Source organism: Burkholderia cepacia ATCC 25416, assembly GCF_001411495.1.
Lineage (GTDB): Bacteria > Pseudomonadota > Gammaproteobacteria > Burkholderiales > Burkholderiaceae > Burkholderia > Burkholderia cepacia.
Genome location: NZ_CP012981.1, coordinates 589,775 through 608,266, shown reverse-complemented (window position 1 = coordinate 608,266; position 18,492 = coordinate 589,775). Strand labels below are relative to the sequence as shown.

Sequence of the window (18,492 nt, the reverse complement as noted above, 5' to 3'; positions counted from 1 at the left end):
AAAGTGAACGGATTGGCCTGCAACAACGGTGGCAAGTCTCGGCATCCACGTTACGGACGGCGTCGGAATATTCCGGCCAAACCCCTATCAGCGATCACCAGCCACCCACCAGACCCGGCGACAACACCCCCCGGATCATGACTGCGACTGGGGGCGGGAATCATACCGGGCCTGGCTGGCCAAAGCCCCATTATTGGGACGGGAAGATAGTAACGGGGGCGGCTGCCCACTGGTCAGCGTATTGCCATGGCCGGCGGTTCGCCGCGATCGCGCAGCGCGGCGCGGCCCGCATCGAGGTCGACGACCGCGAGCCCGTCCGGCTGCTGTTTCGCGCGCCGCTTCGCGAGCGCGGCGACCGATGCGATCTCGTCGCTGCCGTAGCGCTTCGCGCCGTGCGCGCCGGCCGGCACGCCGACCGCGCCGATCGCCATCGTCACGAAACCGAAGAACGCCGGGTTGCCGTGGCGGTCCTCGCCGCGCAGCCCGCCCGCCTGCCGGTCGGCCTGCGTGTAGAAGCGCTGCGCGCCGTCGTTGAAGCGCGCGATCGCGTCGGCGGCGCGTTGGCGCCAGTCGTCGCGCTGGAACAGCACGAGGAAATCGTCGCCGCCGACGTGCCCGAGAAAGTCGCGCTGCGGATCGCACACGCCGGCCAGCACCGTCGCGGCGAACTTCAGCACCTCGTCGCCCTGCCAGTAGCCGTACTGGTCGTTGAACGGCTTGAACTGGTTCAGGTCGACGTAGCACGCATGAAAGCCGGCGTCGCGCTGGAGCAGGCGGTCGATGTGCGCGCTGATCGGGATGTTGCCGGGCAGGAACGTCAGCGGGTTCGCATAGCGGGCGGCCTCGATGCGCATCTCGGTCACCGCGCGCACGAGGCTCTCGCCGGTGCCGAGCCCGACGTAGCGGCCGTGTTCGGTGATGACGAAGCCGTCCGCGAGGTAGCGCTGGTCGTGGCTCGCGAGCAGCATCGCGAGCTGCTCGAACGTTGTCGCGTTGTCGATCATCAGCGGCGCGTCGTTCGCGAACGGCAGGCACGGCTTCTTCCCGAACACCTCGCGGTGGTACGGCAGCGCGAAACGGTCGATGAAGCCGCGGCGATCCACGAGCGCGACGGGCCGGCCGCGTTCGACGAGTGCGACCGCATGCAGGTCGGGCATCCGGTTGAACAGGTCGAGCACGTCGTTGCTGGTCGCGTCGCGCGGCAGCGCCGGCGCCGGAACCAGCATCTTTCCGGCGATCGTGCCGGCCGGCCGCACCGGGCGCGTCGCGCCGGGAAACACCGCGATGTGCGGCGCGCGGATCGCGTCGCGCGCGGCCGGTGCGACGACCCGCGACGGCCGCGCGTTCGGCCGGCCGAGCAGGAAGCCCTGCACGCAGCAGATGCCCATGTCGCGCACGACGATCAGGTCGCTTTCGTTCTCGATGCCTTCCGCGATCAGTTGCGCGCCGCTCGCCTGCGCGAAGTGCTGCATCGCCTTCACGGCCTCGAACTTCAGCGGGTCGCGCGCGATGTCGTGGATGAAGAAGCGGTCGATCTTCACGACGTCCGGATGCAGGCGCAGCCACAGGTTCATGCTCGCGTTCGCGGTGCCGTAGTCGTCGAGCGCGAACTGGATGCCGGCGTCGCGCAGCGACGCGACGGCCGGCTCGATGTGGGCGATGTCCGTCGTCGCGTTCTGCTCGGTCAGTTCGATCACGATGCGCTCGGCGCCGACCCGCGCACGGTCGAGCAGTTGGCGGGCGCGCTCGCGTTCGCGCGCGAGCTGCAGGATCGTGCCCGCGCTGAAATTGAGGAACAGCTTGCCGTCGCAGCCGAGCGCTGCGAACGCGTCGAGGCAGGTGAGCGCGGCGGCCTGTTCGAGCGCGATGGTCTCGCCGTCGCGCGCGGCCTGCGCGAACAGCGCGGCGGGCGTTTCGAGGTCGGTGCCGCGCGGGCCGCGTATCAGGCCCTCGTAGCCGACGACCGTCCCCGACCCGAGATCGACGATCGGCTGGAAGACGGCGGCCAGCGCACGATCCGCGATCAGGCGCGTGGTGCGGGTGGCGGCGGAGTCGGGGTGGGGCGCGGGCATGGGCGAGGGCAGCCGAATCGACGGGACGCCCGACTTAACGGCACCGCTCGCGGAGAGTTGAATGAAGATTTCGTGACGCGACGGGCGTTGCTGGTGCATCGCGTCGGGGGCGTGTCGGTGCGTGGGTGGAAGGGCGTTGCGGGGGAAGGCGGAAGGCGGAAGGCGGAAGGCGGAAGGCGGAAGGCGGAAGGCGGAAGGCGGGAGACGGGAGGTGGAAGGCAGGAAGGCAGAAAGGCAGAGCCCCGGGACGGCACCACCCGGCGGCCGTCCCGCCGCCCCGATCGTCAGCGCTTGCCCGCGCTCAGCGCGCCGGGCGCCGATGCCGCGTCGCCCTCGTCGTGCTCGCCGCTCATGTCGCGCGCGCCCCAGCGCTGCGCGAGCGCCGCGCACGCCATCAGCTGGATCTGGTGGAACAGCATCAGCGGCAGCACGATCGCCCCGACCGCGTTCGCCGAGAAGATCACCTTCGCCATCGGCACGCCGGCCGCGAGGCTCTTCTTCGATCCGCAGAAGATGATCGTGATCTGGTCGGCGCGGTTGAAGCCGAGCCGCTTGCTGACGAACGCGGTCAGCAGGAGCGCGATCGCGAGCAGCACGAGGTTGACGACGAGCAGGCCGCCGAGCGCGCGCGGCAGGATCTGGTGCCAGAGGCCTTCGTTGACGGCCTCGCTGAACGCGACGTAGACGACGAGCAGGATCGAGCCCTGGTCGACGAAGCGCAGCACGCCGCGGTTGCGGTCGATCCAGCCGCCGATCACGGGCCGCAGCAACTGGCCGGCGATGAACGGCACGAGCAGCTGCATCACGATGCTGCCGACGGTGCTCCACGGCGACGCGGCGGCGGCCGATTGCGACGTGATCATCAGCCCGACGAGCGCCGGCGTGACGAAGATCCCGAGCAGGCTCGACGCGGATGCCGCGCACACGGCGGCCGGCACGTTGCCCTTCGCGATCGACGTGAACGCGATCGACGACTGGACCGTCGACGGCAGCGTGCACAGGAACAGCACGCCCGCATACAGCGTCGGCGTGACGAGCGGCTGCAGCACCGGCTTCAGCGCGAGGCCGAGCAGCGGGAACAGCGCGAACGTGCTGAGCAGCACGACCGCGTGCAGCCGCCAGTGGGTCGCGCCCGCGACGACGGCTTCGCGCGACAGCTTCGCGCCGTGCAGGAAGAACAGCAGGCCGACGGCGATGTTGGTCGCCCAGTTGAACGCGTGGGCGGCCGGGCCGCGGCAGGGCAGCAGGCTCGCGAGCACGACGGTGCCGACGAGCGCGAGCGTGAAGTTGTCGGGAAGAAAACGGGGACGGGCCATCGGGAACTCGATTCGGAAACGACGGGGGCGCGCGTCGCGCGCGCGGATGGCGCCATTGTCCCGGTTGATGATTCACTACACAAATTCATTGTGGGAATCGATTGATGAATCAGTCTCATGCGACCGCGTTCGCGGCACCGGCCCGGCCATGCGCAAAACGGCAGAAGAATGTTCTGTCCCGGTCGCGTGCCGAAGTGAAAAAACCTAGCAGTAACATGGTGTTACACCGATGCCGGCGACATAACACTTTTTGGCTCGACACGCTTTCGGCGCGCTCATAAATTACTGCTGAAAGCCTTGGGTCGGCCGAAAGGAGCCGGCGGCGGGCATGGACAGGCATTGCACGATGACGGAACGGGTGAAACGGAAGATCGGACGATGGGTCGCAGGCGCACTCGGCGCGTTGCTGATGCCGTTCGCGCTCGCGCAGCCGCCGCACGGCGGTCATGCATTCGGCGGCCACGGTTTCGGTGGCGGCGACATGCGCGCATACGGTCAGCCGGCCGGCGGGGTTCCCGTCTGGCGCCACGTTACGCCCCCCGTCGGTGCACGCGCCGGCGGCGTGAGTGGCTACGGTTCCCGCTGGGGGTTGCGGCCGACGCCGTCGTACGGTCATTACGCCGCGCAAAGCCCGTATCGCCCGATCAGCGCCGACGTGCGCCAGATGCCGCGCCCGCCGGGCGGCGGCAACGTGCCGCTGCGCGCCGGTTCGATCCGCGCCGACGTCGCGCGCTACAACGAGGAGCGCGGCGGCCGTCCGATGCCGCCGCCCCGCTCGCAGGAAGAGCCTGCGCACTCGCCGTATTTCTCCCCGTTCTACCGAAACTGAGCGCCCGCGCGCTCGTCCCTCCGGCGGCTGATGCGAATTCGCCACAGTCGCGCACAGATTTCCGCTGATTTTCCCGTCGCATTGCGCTATCTTTCGCGCCCGGCTCGCATGTGCCACGCGGCCGTCCGGCCGTGCGACCGCGTCCACGCCGGGCCGCCGGCGGGTACCCGGCCATGTATCAATTCCGCGAAGTTAATGCTGCCGCTATACCCGCAATAAGTGTGCGCAATTTTGACCGGACGAATGATCCGTAAAGATGGCTGCGCCCCATACGACGCAAGCACTCGGCTCCAAAAAACAACGCTCGCGCCACTTATCGACAATTCGACAAAATCTGGAGATCCAATGAAAGCATTCGCTCGCCGTGCGTCGCGCACGTCCGTCAAGCTGATCGCCGCGGCTGCCTGCGTGGCGGCTACCGCTCCCGTCCATGCACAGTCGAGCGTGTCGCTCTACGGTCAGGTCGACGAATGGGTCGGCGCCACCAAGTTCCCGGGCGGCGACCGCGCGTGGAACGTGAGCGGCGGCGGGATGTCGACGTCGTACTGGGGCATGCACGGCGCCGAGGATCTCGGCAACGGCTACAAGGCGATCTTCACGCTGGAAAGCTTCTTCCGCGCGCAGAACGGCCAGTTCGGCCGCTTCCAGGGCGACACGTTCTTCGCGCGCAACGCGTACGTCGGCATCGATTCGCCGTACGGCACGGTGACGGCCGGCCGCCTGACGACGCACCTGTTCCTGTCGACGATCCTGTTCAACCCGTTCTACGACTCGTACACCTTCTCGCCGATGGTGTACCACGTGTTCCTCGGCCTCGGCACGTTCCCGACCTACCCGAGCGACCAGGGTGCCGTCGGCGATTCGGGCTGGAACAACGCGCTGTCGTACACGTCGCCTTCGTTCGGTGGCCTGAATTTCGGCGCGATGTACGCGTTCGGCAACCAGGCCGGCGACAACGGCTCGAAGAAGTGGAGCGCGCAGTTCAACTACGCGAACGGCCCGTTCGCGGCGACCGCGGTCTACCAGTACGTGAACTTCAACAACGGCCCGCGCGACCTGAGCGCGCTGGTGGCCGGCATGAAGAGCCAGGGCATCGCGCAAGTCGGCGCGACCTACGACCTGAAGTACGTGAAGCTGTTCGGCCAGTACATGTATACGAAGAACGACCAGGTCGCGGGCAGCTGGCACGTGAATACCGCGCAGGGCGGCGTGTCGGTGCCGCTCGGCGTGGGCAACGCGATGGCGTCGTACGCGTACTCGCGCGACGCGGGCGGCCTCGACCAGACGCGCCAGACCTGGGCCGTCGGCTACGACTATCCGCTGTCCAAGCGCACGGACGTCTACGCTGCTTACATGAACGACCACATCAGCGGCCTGTCGAACGGCAACACGTTCGGCGCCGGCATCCGCGCGAAGTTCTGACGCGCACGCGCGACCGCCGCGCCGGATGCGCGCGAAAAGCGCGTCCGGGCTGCATGTTTTCCCGCCAGAACGGCGCCGCCACCCGCGGCAGGGCAATCGCATGAAGGGGCTTACCAGCCAAGGAGTTGAGCGCGATAGTTGTCGCTGGTGGCGGCCTTGAGCCGGCGGATCTTGAGGCCCGCCTTGGTTTGCGTGTCCTTGCGCAGCAGGTTCATCGTAATGCGGCGCAGAATTGCAAAGTTCTGCGCCGCATGTTCGACCCGCACCCTGCATTGATCTTCGCCGAACGCCACGTCGAGCACCCAGTGCATCGAGTTCTCGATCCGCCAGTGTGAGCGTACGGCGTGTGCAATGCGCGTTGCATCGGCGGGCAGGCTGCTCACGTAATATCGGCGCTCGACCGACACCGTCTCGCCGATCTCACGCGTGGCCTCGACCATAGCGATCGAGCGCATGCCCGGCCAGAGCGCGGCCGCGCGCCATGTGTTCATCACATCACTGACCAGGCAACGACGTGTTTCGATCCGGCCGTGGTCCTTCTCGACCTCCCGATATTCACTCGAACAGTCCCATCGGTCATCGGATGCAAGACGGTCGATGGCTTCGAGCGTGGTGCGAACTTCCACCAGCAGCGTCGGCTGGTTTTCCTTGACCGCCAGCACGTAGTCGGCTCCGCTCGTGACGAGTTGGCGAGCAATCGCCTGCTGGCAGCCCATGGCGTCGATCGTTACGATTGCACCCTTGAGCAGTAGTGCATCGAGCAGTTCCGGAATCGCCGTGATCTCGTTACTCTTGTCGGCCGTGCGCACCTGCCCCAGTACAACGCCCAGGCCGCTTCCAAAGGCCGAAACAAGGTGGATGGCACGCTCCCCATTGCGATGCGAGCCACGCACCGTCTTGCCGTCGATCGCGATGACCTCGCCGGACAAGGTTGGAAACGCACCGCTCATCCAGCGCGTGAAGCACGCCTCGAACTGACGTGGGTTCAGGGCCGCGAACACCCGTCCAAACGTGTCGTGGGACGGGATGCCGTTGCGCAGCGGCACGTAGCCGCGTAGCCACTCCAGTTTCTCTTCACCCCAGATCTGAATGGCTACCCAGCTATCCGCTCCCGAGAGAATCGCGCACAGCGCCACCACCAGCATCTCTGACAGGTCGTGCGCAGGCGTTCGGCTGCGCGGATCGCGTAACTCGCCGAACGCGTCTTCGATGCTCAAGGCTTGCGTTTCCTCCATCCGATGCCTCCGCAAAAGATAGTAGTAAACGCTTGATTCGCCTCGGTTTACAACCCCGCGCGTAACTCCTTGATTGTTAACGCCCCTTCATGCGATTGCCCTGCCACCCGCGGCGCCGTTTTGCCTTTCTTGACCTTTCTGTTTCCCCGCCTTTGTTACCCTATCTCGTAATTGGACCATTCCCCCGTCATTACGAGCGAGTTCGATGGATACCCTCGTCAGCATGAATGTGTTTCGCTACGTCGTCGAAGTGGGCAGCTTCGTCGGCGCGGCCGAGCGCATGCAGATGTCGGCTGCGATGGCGAGCAAGCACGTGATGCATCTCGAGCAGCAGCTCGGTGCGCGGCTGCTGCATCGCACGACACGACGCGTCGCGCCTACCGAGGCCGGACGCGAATACTACGAGCGCCTCGTGCAGGCGCTGTCGGAACTCGACGAAGCCGGGCAGGCCGTCGGCGCCGCGAGCGTGGTGCCGCAAGGCAGGCTGCGCGTCACGTCGCTGTCCGCGTTCGGGCTGCGGCACGTGATGCAGGCCGTCACCGATTATGCGGGCCGGTTCCCGGACGTGACCGTCGACATGACGCTGTCCGATCGCGTGGTCGACCTGATCGAGGAAGGCTACGACGTCGCGGTGCGCGCGGCGCCGAACGGATTGAAATCGTCGTCGCTGGTCGCGCGGCAGATCGCGACCGCGCACATCCTGCTGGTCGCGTCGCCCGAGTATCTCGAGAAGCACGGCACGCCCCAGACGATCGCCGATCTCGCGCACCACAACTACCTGCGGCGCGACTCGAATTCGACGATGCTCGACGCGCTGGTGATCGACGCGGCCGCCGCGTCGCGCGTGAACCTGAACGGCAACCTGATCGTGAACCATCTCGAAGGGCTGCGTGCGGCCGTGCTCGCGGGCGCGGGCATCGCGCTGCTCGGCACCGAGGTGGTCGGCGACGACATCGAGTCCGGCCGGCTCGTGCCGGTGCTGATCGATGCGGTGCCGCCGCACGAGGCGCCGATCTATGCGGTCTACGCGAGCCGCCGTCACGTGTCCGCGAAGGTGCGTTCGTTCGTCGATTTCCTGGCGGCGCGTTTCGAAGGGCAGTCGCTGTGCCCGTCGATCGAATCGCGCCTGCGCGTGCTGCCGATCACGCGGATGAAGCGCGCGGTGTGAACCGCGCATCCCGCCGCGGCGGGGCGATGAAAACAAAAAGCGCGAGCCGTTGCAGCTCGCGCTTTTTTGTTTGGTCCGACGGGATGCGCGCCGGCGGCGGCCGTCATGGCCGCCGCATCCGTCAGCGCGGGATGCCGAGCCGCGCCTTCGCGTCGTCGTACTCGCGCTTCAGGCGCTCGACGAGCGCGCCCACGCTCGGCAGGTCGTCCATCAGGCCGACGCCCTGGCCGGCGCCCCAGATGTCCTTCCACGCCTTCGTCTTGTCGCCGCCGAAATTCATCTTGGTCTTGTCGGATTCCGGCAGCGCGTCCGGATCGAGGCCCGCCTTCTCGATGCTCTCGCGGATGTAGTTGCCGTGCACGCCCGTGAAGAGGTTCGTGTAGATGATGTCCGACGATTTCGCGTTCAGGATCGCGTGCTTGTAGTCGTCGATCGCGTGCGCTTCCTGCGTCGCGATGAAGCGCGTGCCCATGTACGCGAAATCGGCGCCCATTGCCTGCGCGGCGAGGATCGAGCCGCCGTTCGCGATCGAGCCGGACAGCACGATCGGGCCGTCGAAGATCTTGCGGACTTCGCCGACGAGCGCGAACGGCGACGTCGTGCCCGCGTGGCCGCCTGCGCCGGCCGCGACGAGGATCAACCCGTCGACACCGGCTTCGAGCGCCTTCTGCGCGTGACGCAGGTTGATCACGTCGTGCAGCACGATGCCGCCGTAGCTGTGCACCGCGTCGACGATCTCGCGCGCCGGCGCGCGCAGGCTCGTGATGAAGATCGGCACCTTGTGCTCGACGCACACGCGCACGTCGTGCTCGAGCCGCGTGTTCGACTGATGGACGATCTGGTTGACCGCGATCGGGCCGATCACGGCGTCGGGGTGCTTCGCCTTGTGGTCGGCCAGCTCGGACTGGATCTGCGTGAGCCACTCGTCGAGCAGTTCGGCCGGACGGGCGTTGAGCGCGGGGAACGAACCGACGATGCCCGCCTTGCATTGCGCGAGCACGAGTTCGGGGTAGCTGACGATGAACATCGGCGACGCGATGACGGGCAGCGTCAGGTTCTGCAGGACGGTGGGCAATGCCATGTAATGTCTCCAGTCTCCAGGGGCGGCCGCGGTCGCGCCGCCGCCATGCTTTGCGGTCGAACGGTCATTCGAGTGTAGCTGCGGAACGAAGCGGTAAAGCGAAGCTGCAAAACGAGGTCGTCCTTATTAATACGAACGATCGTGCGATTCTACGCGAGCTTAGCAAATCGCGCGGTGTGGCGGCAATCGAGTGAGTGTTCTCTTTCTAGGGATTCTGGTGTTTACCGCGCTGTGAAGACGCGCCGGCGCTCCTAAAATAACCGCCATAACAAACCAACGAGAAACAAACCATGTCGTTTGAGGCGTTTGCACCGTTTCGCGTGACGGTGCAGGACACCGACATTTTCGGTGTCAAAGGAGGCGCGGGTCCGCCGCTCCTGTTGCTGCACGGACATCCGCAAACCCACATGATCTGGCATCGCGTTGCCGCGACGCTCGCGAATCATTTCACGGTGATCGCCACCGACCTGCGCGGTTACGGCGCGTCGGGCAAGCCGCCGAGCGACGCGCAGCACGCGCCGTATTCGAAACGTGCGATGGCGGCCGACCAGGTCGCCGTGATGCGGCATTTCGGCTTCGAGCAATTCCATGTATGCGCGCACGATCGCGGCGCGCGGGTCGCGCACCGGCTCGCGCTCGATCATGCGGACGCCGTCGAGCGGATGATGCTGCTCGACATCGCGCCGACGCTCGCGATGTACGAGAAAACCGATCGCGCGTTCGCGACCGCGTATTTCCACTGGTTCTTCCTGATTCAGCCGGAGCCGCTGCCCGAGACGCTGGTCGGCGCGCATACCGATGCCTACATCGAGCGCGTGATGGGCAACCGGTCGGCCGGGCTCGCGCCGTTCGCGCCCGAGGCGCTCGCCGCGTACCGGGCCGCGCTCGCGCAGCCGGGCGCCGTGCATGCGATGTGCGAGGACTACCGCGCATCCGCGACGATCGATCTCGAGCACGACCGTGCGGATCTCGAGCGCGGCAACAAGGTCGCGTGCCCGCTGCGCGTGCTGTGGGGCGAGCACGGGATCGTCGGCCGCTGCTTCGATCCGCTCGACGAATGGCGCCGCGTCGCGCGCGACGTCAGCGGCCGCGCGCTCGACTGCGGGCACTACATTCCCGAAGAGGCGCCCGTCGCGCTGATCGACGAACTGCTCGCGTTCTTCGAGGCGCGCGACGCGGCCGCCTGACGGCACGCGGGCGGCGCGTGCCGGCTGCTCAGCGGTGCGCGCCGTCGTCCTCGACGAGCGGCGGCAGCCGGCGCGGCACCGGCGTCGATTTCACGATCGCGGTGCTCGTCTCGGCGCGCTCCGTCACTTTCGACAGGATGTCGTCGAGGTGCGCGATCGTGCGCAGGTAGAGCCGGCAGATGAAGCAGTCGTCGCCGGTGACCTTGTCGCACTCCACGAATTCGGGAATCCGGCGCAGCATCTCTTCGACGAGATGCAACTGGCCGGGCAGCGGCTTCACGCGGACGATCGCCTGCAGCGTGTAGCCGAGCGCGCGCGGGTCGAGCTCGACGGTGAACGCGGCGATCACGCCTTGGGCCTCGAGCCGCCGCACACGATCGGCGGTCGCGGGGGCCGACAGCCCGATCTGCCGGGCGAGTTCACTGGTTGCGATACGCGCGTCGTCGGCCAGCGCCGCGAGGATCGCGCGGTCGGTCGCGTCGAGCGACGCGACGGCGGGCGGGGAAAGGCGTTTCGGCATGATCGCTTTGCTTTCGAAGGTCAATCGGCTGATTCGCTTCAGTTTAGCCGTGGTTGCGGCGAAAGCAAGTTTCTAGAATCGAGGTCATCCACTCTCTTTCAATGGAGTTCATGATGGCCTCGAATGAAATTCGCCGCGGTGCCGCCGAGATGGTCGTCGCGATGCTGATGTCCGGCACGATCGGCTGGCTCGTGATGTCGTCGCAGCAGCCGCTGACGAACGTCGTGTTCTTCCGCTGCCTGTTCGGCGCCGCGACGCTCGCGATCGTCTGCGCGGCATTCGGCTTCCTGCGCCGCGCGCTGTTCTCGCCGCGGATGCTCGCGCTCGCGACGCTCGGCAGCATCGCGATCGTCGCGAACTGGCTGCTGCTGTTCGCCGCCTATTCGCGTGCATCGATCTCGATGGCGACCGCCGTCTACAACACGCAGCCGTTCATGCTCGTCGCGCTCGGCGCGATCGTGTTCCGCGAGCGGATCACCGCGTCGACGCTCGCGTGGCTCGCGCTCGCGTTCGTCGGGCTCGTCGCCGTGGTGCGCGTCGAGCCGGCCGTGCTCGCGGTGCCGGGCGAATATCTGGAGGGCGTCGCGCTGTCGCTCGGCGCGGCGTTCCTGTATGCGATCTCGTCGATCGTCACGAAGCACCTGAAGGGGACGCCGCCGCACCTGCTCGCACTGCTGCAGGCCGGTATCGGCATCGTGCTGCTCGCGCCGTTCGCCCACTTCGGCACGCTGCCCGCGACGGCCGGGCAGTGGCTCGACCTGATCGTGCTCGGCGTCGTCAACACGGGCCTGATGTACGTGCTGCTGTACGGCGCGATCCAGAAGCTGCCGACCGCGATGACCGGCGCGCTGTCGTTCGTCTATCCGGTCGTCGCGATCGTCGTCGATCACTTCGCGTTCGGGCAGACGCTCGCGTGGACGCAGGTGCTCGGCGCGCTGCTGATCCTGCTCGCGGCGGCCGGCGTGAATCTCGGCTGGCGCATCGTGCCCGCGCGTCGCGCGGCGGTCGGCAACTGAAACGGTCGTACGATTCGGCGTCGCGGCGGGTGTCACGGCGGCGCGTCGAATGCGAGTTTCGGGAGCGGATATTGCGCGCGGATGGCGTGCGCATGGCGAGCAAAAGCGGGGCCCGCGCACGCGTGGAAGACGCTGTAAGAAGTTGTAGGGAAACACCCGATGCGAGCGGTGCGCGTCGCTCGTATGATGCGGGCTGTGACGTTGATCACGTTCACAGGATTCCGATCTCGATGCCGTTCGCCCGTCAGGCTGAACGGCTTTTTTTTATGCGCCGCTCCTCGCAATCAGGCGCCGCCGCGCATCGAGCCGCGCGAGCAGTGCGCGCCTCGCGTCGTCATCCGACGCGCGCCATCCCTTGATCTCGTCGCGCGTACGGAGGCAACCCGCGCACCAGTCGGTGCGCGGATCGATCCGGCATACGTCGGTGCACGGCGAGGCCACCGTGCCGACCGGTGCCACGGCGTCGCTCATGCGGATTCCCGCAATGCGACGTCCGCGACCGGCGCGCCCGTCAGCGATACCAGTTCGTTCGGCGACAGGTTGAACACCGCGTGCGGATGGCCGGCGGCCGCCCACAGGCTGTCGAGCTCGAGCAGGTCGGCGTCGATCAGCGTGACGGGTTCGACGAGATGGCCGATCGGGCAGACGCCGCCGATCGCGTAGCCGGTGTTGTCGCGCACGAACTTCGCGTCCGCGCGGCCGACCGCGCCGACCTGCGCGGCGACCTTCTTCTCGTCGACGCGATTGACGCCGCTCGCGACCACGAGCACCGGCGCGCCGTCCGACTGGCGGCGAAACAGGATCGACTTCGCGATCTGCGCGACCGAGCAGCCGAGCCCGGCCGCGGCCTCGGCCGACGTCTTGCCGGTTTCGGCGAGCATCACGATGCCTTTCGCATGGCCGCGCTCGCGCAGCAGCAGCGCGACGCGTCGCGCGGAATCGGGGAGGGAATCGAATGAAGCGGGTGTCGTCATGTTGAGGAATCCATCGAATACCGGGGTTATACGCAGTTCGCGGCGTCGGCCGCGCTCTGCGCCTTGGCGAGCAGTGCGCGACCGGCGCGCGACACGTTCGCGCGGCCGATCGCGTTCGAGATGAAGTCGCCGGCAGCGACGACCTGCGCGAGATCGATGCCGGTGTCGATGCCGAGGCCCTGCATCAGGTACAGCACGTCCTCGGTCGCGACGTTGCCGGTCGCGCCCTTCGCGTACGGGCAGCCGCCGAGGCCCGCGACCGACGCGTGGAAGATCTCGATCCCTTCGAACAGCGCCGCGTAGATGTTCGCGAGTGCCTGGCCGTAGGTGTCGTGGAAGTGGCCCGACAGGCGTTCGCGCGGGAACACGCGCGTGACGGCCGAGAGCACTTCGCGCGTGCGCTTCGGCGTGCCGACGCCGATCGTATCGGCGATGTCGATCTCGTCGCAGCCGAGCGCCGCGAAGCGCTCGACGACGTCGACGACCGATGCGACCGGCACTTCGCCCTGGTACGGGCAGCCGAGCGTGCACGACACGCTGCCGCGCAGCCGTACGCCCGCATCCTTCGCCGCCTTCGCGACGGGCTCGAAGCGCGCGATGCTCTCGGCGATGCTGCAGTTGATGTTCCGCTGCGAGAACGCCTCGCTGGCCGCGCCGAAGATCACGACTTCGTCGGCGCGCGCGGCGAGCGCATTCTCGAAGCCCTTCAGGTTCGGGGTGAGCACCGAGTACACGGTGCCCGCGCGGCGCTCGATGCCGGCCATCACGTCGGCGCCGTCGGCCATCTGCGGCACCCATTTCGGCGACACGAACGACGCGGCCTCGACGTTGCGGAAGCCGGCGCGCGACAGCCGGTCGACGAGCGCGATCTTCACGTCGGTCGGCACGAAGGTCTTCTCGTTCTGCAGCCCGTCGCGCGGGCCGACTTCGACGATCTTGACGGCGGTGGGGAACGTCATGGTTGTCTCCAGGTTTGCTTGCAGGTTCAGTAGCCGCGCGTGTAGTCGACGATGCCGCCGATGCGCTCACCGCGCTCGAGCGCGCGGATCTTGCCGGCGATCTGCTCGACGGCCTCCGCGCGCAGCGTCTCGGCCGAGCTGTGCGGCGTGATCGTGATGCGCGGCGCGCGCCAGAACGGGTGATCGTCGGGCAGCGGCTCCTGGTGGAACACGTCGAGCGTCGCGGCGGCGATCCGGCCGCTCGCGAGCGCATCGAGCAGGTCGGCCTCGACGAGATGCGCGCCGCGCGCGACGTTGACGACATACGCACCGGGCGCGAGCCGCGCGAATGTGCGGGACGACAGGATGCCGTCGGTGTCGGGCGTGCTCGGCAGCAGGTTGACGAGCACCTTCGCGCCGTCGATGCACGCATCGAACGCACCGTCGCCGGCGAAGGTCGTGACGCCGTCGAGCTGCTTCGCGCTGCGGCTGTAGCCGCGCACGGGCAGGCCGAGCGCGGCGAGCGCGAGCGCGACCTGCGCGCCGAGCACGCCGAGGCCGAGCACGGCGACGGTGAAGCTGGCGCGCGCATGCGGCTCGAGCGGCTGCCAGCGGCGCTCGCGCTGCTGCGCGTCGTATTCGTCGAAGCGGCGCAGGTAGCGCAGCACCGCGTGCGTCACGTATTCGACCATCTGCTGCGCCATGCCCGAATCTTCCAGGCGCACGAGCGGCACGTGCGGCGGCAGCGTGCCCGGTTGCGCGCGGTCGAGCGCGAGTAGCGCGTCGACGCCGGCGCCGAGGTTGAAGATCGCGCGCAGGCCGTCGCGCGGGGTGAAGAATTCGCGCGGCGCGCGCCAGACGAGCGCGTAATCGGCGGCGGCCGTGTCGCCCGGCTGCCACGCGCGCAGTTCGGCTTCCGGCAGCGCATGCGCGATCTCGTCGCGCCACGCGCCTGCTTCCTGGTGCGGGGAATGGAACAGGATCTTCATTGGACGACTGCGCGCGCGCCGGCGAGGCGCGTCACTGGAACGGCGAGCGGAGCCGGGCGCGGCGCGCCGGCGAGCGTAGCGGACATCGGGCGTCTCCTGACGACCGGGCGCCCGGCGCGCATCGGCGCCCGGCCCCGGTTCCGTGTGAAGCTGACGGGAAGCCCACATTCTACGGTTTCGCGGCGCATCGCGCGCCGGTGCGCGGGGCGGGCGATCGGCGTGGGCGACCGGCGTGGCCGCCCCGCGGAGGGCCGCCCCGCGGAAGGCCGCCCCGCGCAAAAGCAAAGCACAAAATATTGGTTCGGCCGCCGGGCGCGCCGCGCCACAATCGAATCCCGTCTTCAAGCAAGCGAGGGCAATCATGCGCGCATGCAGCAAATCGGCGTGGCCGCCGCGCCTCGTTACCGTTCCGGGCCTGCACGGCAGCGAAGGCGCTCACTGGCAGACCTGGCTCGAACGGCAGTTCCCGCGCTCGCTGCGCGTCGAGCAGGACGACTGGGATGCGCCCGATCTCGCGCGCTGGGCGCAATCGGTGCGCACCTTGCTCGACCGCGAACGCGGTCCGTTCGTGCTGGCCGCGCACAGCTTCGGCTGCCTCGCGACCGCGCATGCGCTCGCGCAGTGGCCGCGTACGGGCGATGTCGCGGGCGTGCTGCTCGTCGCGCCCGCCAGTCCGAAGAAATTCACGTTTGCCGGGCCGTTCGACGCGCGCCGGCTCGCCGTGCCGTCGATCGTGATCGGCAGCGAGACCGATCCGTGGATGCCGCTTGCCGACGCGCGCACGCTCGCGCAGCACCTGGGCAGCGCGTTCGTGAACCTCGGCGACGCCGGGCACATCAACACCGCGGCCGGCTTCGGGCCGTGGCCGCGCGCGAAGTACTTCATCGACACGCTCGTCCACTGCGCGGCACCGCTGCGCTTTCGCGACGCGGACGACGGCTTCGAGGCCGCGCTCGTCGATCGCGCGCTCGCGCACGCGATCTGATTCCGCCGGGCCGGGCGGGCGACCCGTGCGGCGCGGCGGGTGCTGCGCCATGCCGTGCCGTCGCGCCTATGCCGCGGACACGGGCCGCACCGCCGCCGGATCCGAATAGCTCGGCCGGCCGTTCTCGACGTGGCCCGCGAAACGGCGCGAGAACGTGCCGGCCGCGCCGTCGCTCACCGTCACGTCATACCATTGGTGGCTCGCCGCGAGCGACCACTGCTCGACGCGTTCGTCACCGCCATGCAGCGTCACCTGCCGCGACGGCGCGCCGTATGCGTTGTCGGTCAGCGTCAGCGTGACGTGAGCCCCGCCGGGGTTGCGCAGCTTCAGGTACAGGTTCCCGTTCGCGACGTCGTAGCCGGCCTTCACTTCCGGCTGCGCAGGATTGCGATGGGTGGCCGTGGTCGACACGTTGCCCGAGAACATGCGCACGAAGCCGTTCGGCCCGTACACCGAGAACGTGTACGCGCCGTTCGTCGTCGTCAGGTCGAAGTCCGCATGCAGCACGCGGCGTGCGCCGACGGTGTAGCGCCACGGGCCGTCGGTGCGGTTCGTCGTGTACACGTGGAAGTGCGCGCCCTGGTTGCCGCGGTTCGCGAATTCGATGCGCAGCCGCGTCCTGCCGTCAAGGCTCGCGTTCACGTGCAGCTCGTACGGCAGCGCACGCGCCGGCCGCACGCCGGGCTCCTGCGGGTCGACCGGCGACGGCGTCGCGGGCACGGTCGGCGCGGGCTGCGACGTGCACTGCCGGTCGGCGATCGAGCGGTACTGGCTCGTGTCGGGCAGCGGCGGGAACGACGCGTCGGACGAGCGGAAGTCGAATGCGGCAGTGAGGTCGCCGCAGACCGTGCGGCGCCACGGCGTGATGTTCGGTTCGTCGACGCCGAAACGCTCGCCGATGAAGCGGATCACCGACGTGTGGTCGAACACCTGCGAGCACACGAAGCCGCCCTTCGTCCACGGCGATACGACCGTCATCGGCACGCGCGGCCCGAGGCCGTACGGCAGGCCGTCGGCCGTGTAGCTGCCGCCGCGGCCGGGGTTCACGACCGTGTGCAGCTCGCCGTCGGTCGTCACGGTCGACGCGCCTTGCGCGGCCGACGTCGGCGGCTGAGGCGGCACGATGTGGTCGAAGAAGCCGTCGTTCTCGTCGTACATGATGAACAGCACCGTCTTGCGCCATACGTCCGGGTTCGACGTGAGCGCGTCGAGAATCTGCGACGTGTAGTTCGCGCCGTACGCGGGCGTGTATTTCGGATGCTCGGAGAATGCCGCCGGCGGGCACAGCCACGACACCTGCGGCAGCCGGTCGTTGATCACGTCGTTCTTCAGGTCGTCGAGCGTGCGCACCGTCTGCGCGCGCTGGTACAGCGACGAACCGGGCTTCGCGTTGATGAAGTTCGCGAAGTTCTGCAGCACGTTCGTGCCGTAGTTGCCGTTGTACGGATCGTTGCCCGTCGTGCCCTGCTGGTAGATCTGCCACGACACGCCGCGCGCTTCGAGACGTTCGGGAAAGGTCGTCCACGACAGCAGCTGGTAGGCGGGCGGCCCGTCGCCGTCGACATAGTCGCTGTTGTCGAGCAGCGGGCCGCCGAACTTGCCGGTCGGGTCGACGGTACCCGTCATCAGGTACGACCGGTTCGGGTGCGTCGGCCCCGGCAGCGAGCAGAAATAGTTGTCGCACACGGTGAACGCATCGGCGAGCGCGTAATGGAACGGGATGTCCTCGCGCACGTGATAGCCCATCGTCATGTCGGTCTTGTTCGCGGGCCACTGGTCGTAGCGGCCGCCGTCGATCGCCGCGTGCGTCTTGTACCACGAGTGGTCGAGATCGCCGACGCACTGCGCGCTCGTCGTCAGCGTGTTCAGCCGGAACGGCAGCACCGGCTTGCCCGGGTCGGCCTTCGACGGCTGGTACCACACCGGCTTGCCGTTGGGCAGCGGGATCGGGAAGCGGTCGTTGTAGCCGCGCACACCGCGCAGGTGTCCGAAGTAATGATCGAACGAGCGGTTTTCCTGCATGAACACGACGATGTGCTCGACATCGCGGATCGTGCCGGTGCCGCGCGCGGCGGGAATCGCGAGCGCGCGGCGGATCGATTCGGGGAAGGCGTTGAGCGCGACGGCGGCGCCCGCGGATTGTGCGACGGTATGCAGGAAACGGCGGCGGCTCGATGACGTCATGTTATTTCACCTCGGTTCTGCGGTCGGGGGACGGAAGCGGCGGGGTCAGCCCGGCGACGACGCGGCGGCACTCGACGCGGCCGCATTCGCCGCGGGTTTCGCGTCGTCGTCGTCATCGGGCGGGTAGTGCACGACGGGCGGCGCGAGCGGCGCTGCGTCGGACGCGGCGGCGTTCGCGGATGCATCGCGGTTGAATGCGCTGGCGGAGCCGGCCGATGCGCCGGCCTGCTGGGACGCGTCGGTCGTGTGTGCGTCGTGCGGCGCGTCGTCGCTGCAGGCGGCGACGAAAGCGGCGGCACAAAAAACGACGACGGCGGAAACGCGACGCATGACTTCTCTCCTGGCAGGCTGATCGGGAAACGTTTTCGAGTATGCCGGTGCGATGCGACGTTTCGGTGAATCGTTTGCGACTGTCGCGTGATCGCGGATTGCTTTCGATATCCTGACCATCCACCTGCCCGGCGTGGCGGGCGCGCAATATTTCCCGGCGGACGTTGCGAGGCGGGCACTTTTACCCGGGCGCGCGATGCGATGCGTGAGCGCGTCCAAGGCAGCCTGACCGTTGACGATGAACGC

General features: G+C 68.1%; 17 protein-coding genes. 6 read left to right on the top strand and 11 right to left on the bottom strand.

Translation table 11 applies throughout. From position 1 onward, the window contains the following. Window positions 1-233: 233 nt before the first annotated feature. Both APZ15_RS02760 and APZ15_RS02755 read right to left on the bottom strand, forming a co-directional pair. Window positions 234-2,072: an EAL domain-containing protein gene (locus APZ15_RS02760; RefSeq protein ID WP_027788962.1), complete on the bottom strand. Its 1,839-nt coding sequence runs from the start codon at window positions 2,070-2,072 to the stop codon at window positions 234-236. A gap of 284 nt (window positions 2,073-2,356) precedes the next feature. After that, a complete protein-coding gene (locus APZ15_RS02755; RefSeq protein ID WP_027788963.1) occupies window positions 2,357-3,388 on the bottom strand; it encodes a bile acid:sodium symporter family protein in 1,032 nt (343 codons plus the stop codon). A gap of 346 nt (window positions 3,389-3,734) precedes the next feature. Here APZ15_RS02755 and APZ15_RS02750 point away from each other — a divergent pair, with 346 nt between their 5' ends. Beyond that, window positions 3,735-4,217 (top strand): hypothetical protein, encoded by a 483-nt coding sequence (locus APZ15_RS02750; protein ID WP_027788964.1) that lies wholly within the window; start codon window positions 3,735-3,737, stop codon window positions 4,215-4,217. Window positions 4,218-4,562: 345 nt separating this feature from the next. Beyond that, complete coding sequence (locus APZ15_RS02745) at window positions 4,563-5,639, top strand: porin (protein ID WP_027788965.1); 1,077 nt, start codon at window positions 4,563-4,565, stop codon at window positions 5,637-5,639. 110 nt (window positions 5,640-5,749) lie between these two features. Here APZ15_RS02745 and APZ15_RS02740 read toward each other — a convergent pair whose 3' ends face one another. After that, window positions 5,750-6,874 carry an ISAs1 family transposase gene (locus APZ15_RS02740; protein WP_049098614.1) on the bottom strand — a complete coding sequence of 375 codons (1,125 nt, stop codon included), beginning with the start codon at window positions 6,872-6,874 and terminating at the stop codon, window positions 5,750-5,752. A gap of 205 nt (window positions 6,875-7,079) precedes the next feature. Here APZ15_RS02740 and APZ15_RS02735 point away from each other — a divergent pair, with 205 nt between their 5' ends. Continuing rightward, window positions 7,080-8,042, top strand: a complete 963-nt coding sequence (locus APZ15_RS02735; RefSeq protein ID WP_021157442.1) for a LysR family transcriptional regulator — start codon at window positions 7,080-7,082, stop codon at window positions 8,040-8,042. 121 nt (window positions 8,043-8,163) lie between these two features. On the opposite strand, the gene APZ15_RS02730 is transcribed toward APZ15_RS02735, so the two are convergent. Then, complete coding sequence (locus APZ15_RS02730; protein WP_027788966.1) at window positions 8,164-9,123, bottom strand: NAD(P)H-dependent flavin oxidoreductase; 960 nt, start codon at window positions 9,121-9,123, stop codon at window positions 8,164-8,166. A 290-nt stretch (window positions 9,124-9,413) separates the two neighbouring features. On the opposite strand from APZ15_RS02730, the gene APZ15_RS02725 reads away from it, so the two are divergent. Beyond that, entirely contained in the window at window positions 9,414-10,310 is an 897-nt protein-coding gene (locus APZ15_RS02725; RefSeq protein WP_021157441.1) for an alpha/beta fold hydrolase, read from the top strand. A 28-nt stretch (window positions 10,311-10,338) separates the two neighbouring features. Here the strand turns inward: APZ15_RS02725 and APZ15_RS02720 are convergent, their stop codons facing one another. Beyond that, window positions 10,339-10,830, bottom strand: coding sequence for an Lrp/AsnC family transcriptional regulator (locus APZ15_RS02720; RefSeq protein ID WP_011353413.1), 492 nt, complete (start codon window positions 10,828-10,830; stop codon window positions 10,339-10,341). 113 nt (window positions 10,831-10,943) lie between these two features. On the opposite strand from APZ15_RS02720, the gene APZ15_RS02715 reads away from it, so the two are divergent. Further along, window positions 10,944-11,846: a DMT family transporter gene (locus tag APZ15_RS02715; RefSeq protein ID WP_027788967.1), complete on the top strand. Its 903-nt coding sequence runs from the start codon at window positions 10,944-10,946 to the stop codon at window positions 11,844-11,846. Between the two features lie 264 nt (window positions 11,847-12,110). On the opposite strand, the gene APZ15_RS02710 is transcribed toward APZ15_RS02715, so the two are convergent. The 4 genes from APZ15_RS02710 to APZ15_RS02695 are packed head-to-tail and all read right to left on the bottom strand — an operon-like array spanning window position 12,111 to window position 14,747. Next, window positions 12,111-12,317, bottom strand: a complete 207-nt coding sequence (locus APZ15_RS02710; protein WP_027788968.1) for a DUF1289 domain-containing protein — start codon at window positions 12,315-12,317, stop codon at window positions 12,111-12,113. After that, window positions 12,314-12,820 (bottom strand): YbaK/EbsC family protein, encoded by a 507-nt coding sequence (locus APZ15_RS02705; RefSeq protein ID WP_027788969.1) that lies wholly within the window; start codon window positions 12,818-12,820, stop codon window positions 12,314-12,316. Before APZ15_RS02705 ends, APZ15_RS02710 begins: the two co-directional genes overlap by 4 nt. 26 nt (window positions 12,821-12,846) lie before the next feature. After that, a complete protein-coding gene (locus tag APZ15_RS02700) occupies window positions 12,847-13,779 on the bottom strand; it encodes a hydroxymethylglutaryl-CoA lyase (protein WP_027788970.1) in 933 nt (310 codons plus the stop codon). A gap of 26 nt (window positions 13,780-13,805) precedes the next feature. Then, window positions 13,806-14,747, bottom strand: a complete 942-nt coding sequence (locus tag APZ15_RS02695) for a 2-hydroxyacid dehydrogenase (RefSeq protein ID WP_027788971.1) — start codon at window positions 14,745-14,747, stop codon at window positions 13,806-13,808. 361 nt (window positions 14,748-15,108) lie between these two features. On the opposite strand from APZ15_RS02695, the gene APZ15_RS02690 reads away from it, so the two are divergent. Continuing rightward, complete coding sequence (locus tag APZ15_RS02690; RefSeq protein ID WP_027788972.1) at window positions 15,109-15,732, top strand: RBBP9/YdeN family alpha/beta hydrolase; 624 nt, start codon at window positions 15,109-15,111, stop codon at window positions 15,730-15,732. Window positions 15,733-15,798: 66 nt separating this feature from the next. Here APZ15_RS02690 and APZ15_RS02685 read toward each other — a convergent pair whose 3' ends face one another. Together APZ15_RS02685 and APZ15_RS02680 are read right to left on the bottom strand one after the other, a co-directional pair. Further along, window positions 15,799-17,916, bottom strand: a complete 2,118-nt coding sequence (locus APZ15_RS02685) for a phosphocholine-specific phospholipase C (protein WP_027788973.1) — start codon at window positions 17,914-17,916, stop codon at window positions 15,799-15,801. A 45-nt stretch (window positions 17,917-17,961) separates the two neighbouring features. Continuing rightward, on the bottom strand, window positions 17,962-18,246 hold the full coding sequence (locus APZ15_RS02680; RefSeq protein ID WP_027788974.1) for a hypothetical protein: 285 nt from the start codon (window positions 18,244-18,246) through the stop codon (window positions 17,962-17,964). Window positions 18,247-18,492: the final 246 nt, after the last annotated feature.

Coding starts and splice junctions, on each gene's coding strand:
- APZ15_RS02760 (WP_027788962.1), bottom strand. CDS start 2,072: ATGCCCGCGCCCCACCCCGACTCCGCCGCCACCCGCACCACGCGCCTG.
- APZ15_RS02755 (WP_027788963.1), bottom strand. CDS start 3,388: ATGGCCCGTCCCCGTTTTCTTCCCGACAACTTCACGCTCGCGCTCGTC.
- APZ15_RS02750 (WP_027788964.1), top strand. CDS start 3,735: ATGACGGAACGGGTGAAACGGAAGATCGGACGATGGGTCGCAGGCGCA.
- APZ15_RS02745 (WP_027788965.1), top strand. CDS start 4,563: ATGAAAGCATTCGCTCGCCGTGCGTCGCGCACGTCCGTCAAGCTGATC.
- APZ15_RS02740 (WP_049098614.1), bottom strand. CDS start 6,874: ATGGAGGAAACGCAAGCCTTGAGCATCGAAGACGCGTTCGGCGAGTTA.
- APZ15_RS02735 (WP_021157442.1), top strand. CDS start 7,080: ATGGATACCCTCGTCAGCATGAATGTGTTTCGCTACGTCGTCGAAGTG.
- APZ15_RS02730 (WP_027788966.1), bottom strand. CDS start 9,123: ATGGCATTGCCCACCGTCCTGCAGAACCTGACGCTGCCCGTCATCGCG.
- APZ15_RS02725 (WP_021157441.1), top strand. CDS start 9,414: ATGTCGTTTGAGGCGTTTGCACCGTTTCGCGTGACGGTGCAGGACACC.
- APZ15_RS02720 (WP_011353413.1), bottom strand. CDS start 10,830: ATGCCGAAACGCCTTTCCCCGCCCGCCGTCGCGTCGCTCGACGCGACC.
- APZ15_RS02715 (WP_027788967.1), top strand. CDS start 10,944: ATGGCCTCGAATGAAATTCGCCGCGGTGCCGCCGAGATGGTCGTCGCG.
- APZ15_RS02710 (WP_027788968.1), bottom strand. CDS start 12,317: ATGAGCGACGCCGTGGCACCGGTCGGCACGGTGGCCTCGCCGTGCACC.
- APZ15_RS02705 (WP_027788969.1), bottom strand. CDS start 12,820: ATGACGACACCCGCTTCATTCGATTCCCTCCCCGATTCCGCGCGACGC.
- APZ15_RS02700 (WP_027788970.1), bottom strand. CDS start 13,779: ATGACGTTCCCCACCGCCGTCAAGATCGTCGAAGTCGGCCCGCGCGAC.
- APZ15_RS02695 (WP_027788971.1), bottom strand. CDS start 14,747: ATGAAGATCCTGTTCCATTCCCCGCACCAGGAAGCAGGCGCGTGGCGC.
- APZ15_RS02690 (WP_027788972.1), top strand. CDS start 15,109: ATGCGCGCATGCAGCAAATCGGCGTGGCCGCCGCGCCTCGTTACCGTT.
- APZ15_RS02685 (WP_027788973.1), bottom strand. CDS start 17,916: ATGACGTCATCGAGCCGCCGCCGTTTCCTGCATACCGTCGCACAATCC.
- APZ15_RS02680 (WP_027788974.1), bottom strand. CDS start 18,246: ATGCGTCGCGTTTCCGCCGTCGTCGTTTTTTGTGCCGCCGCTTTCGTC.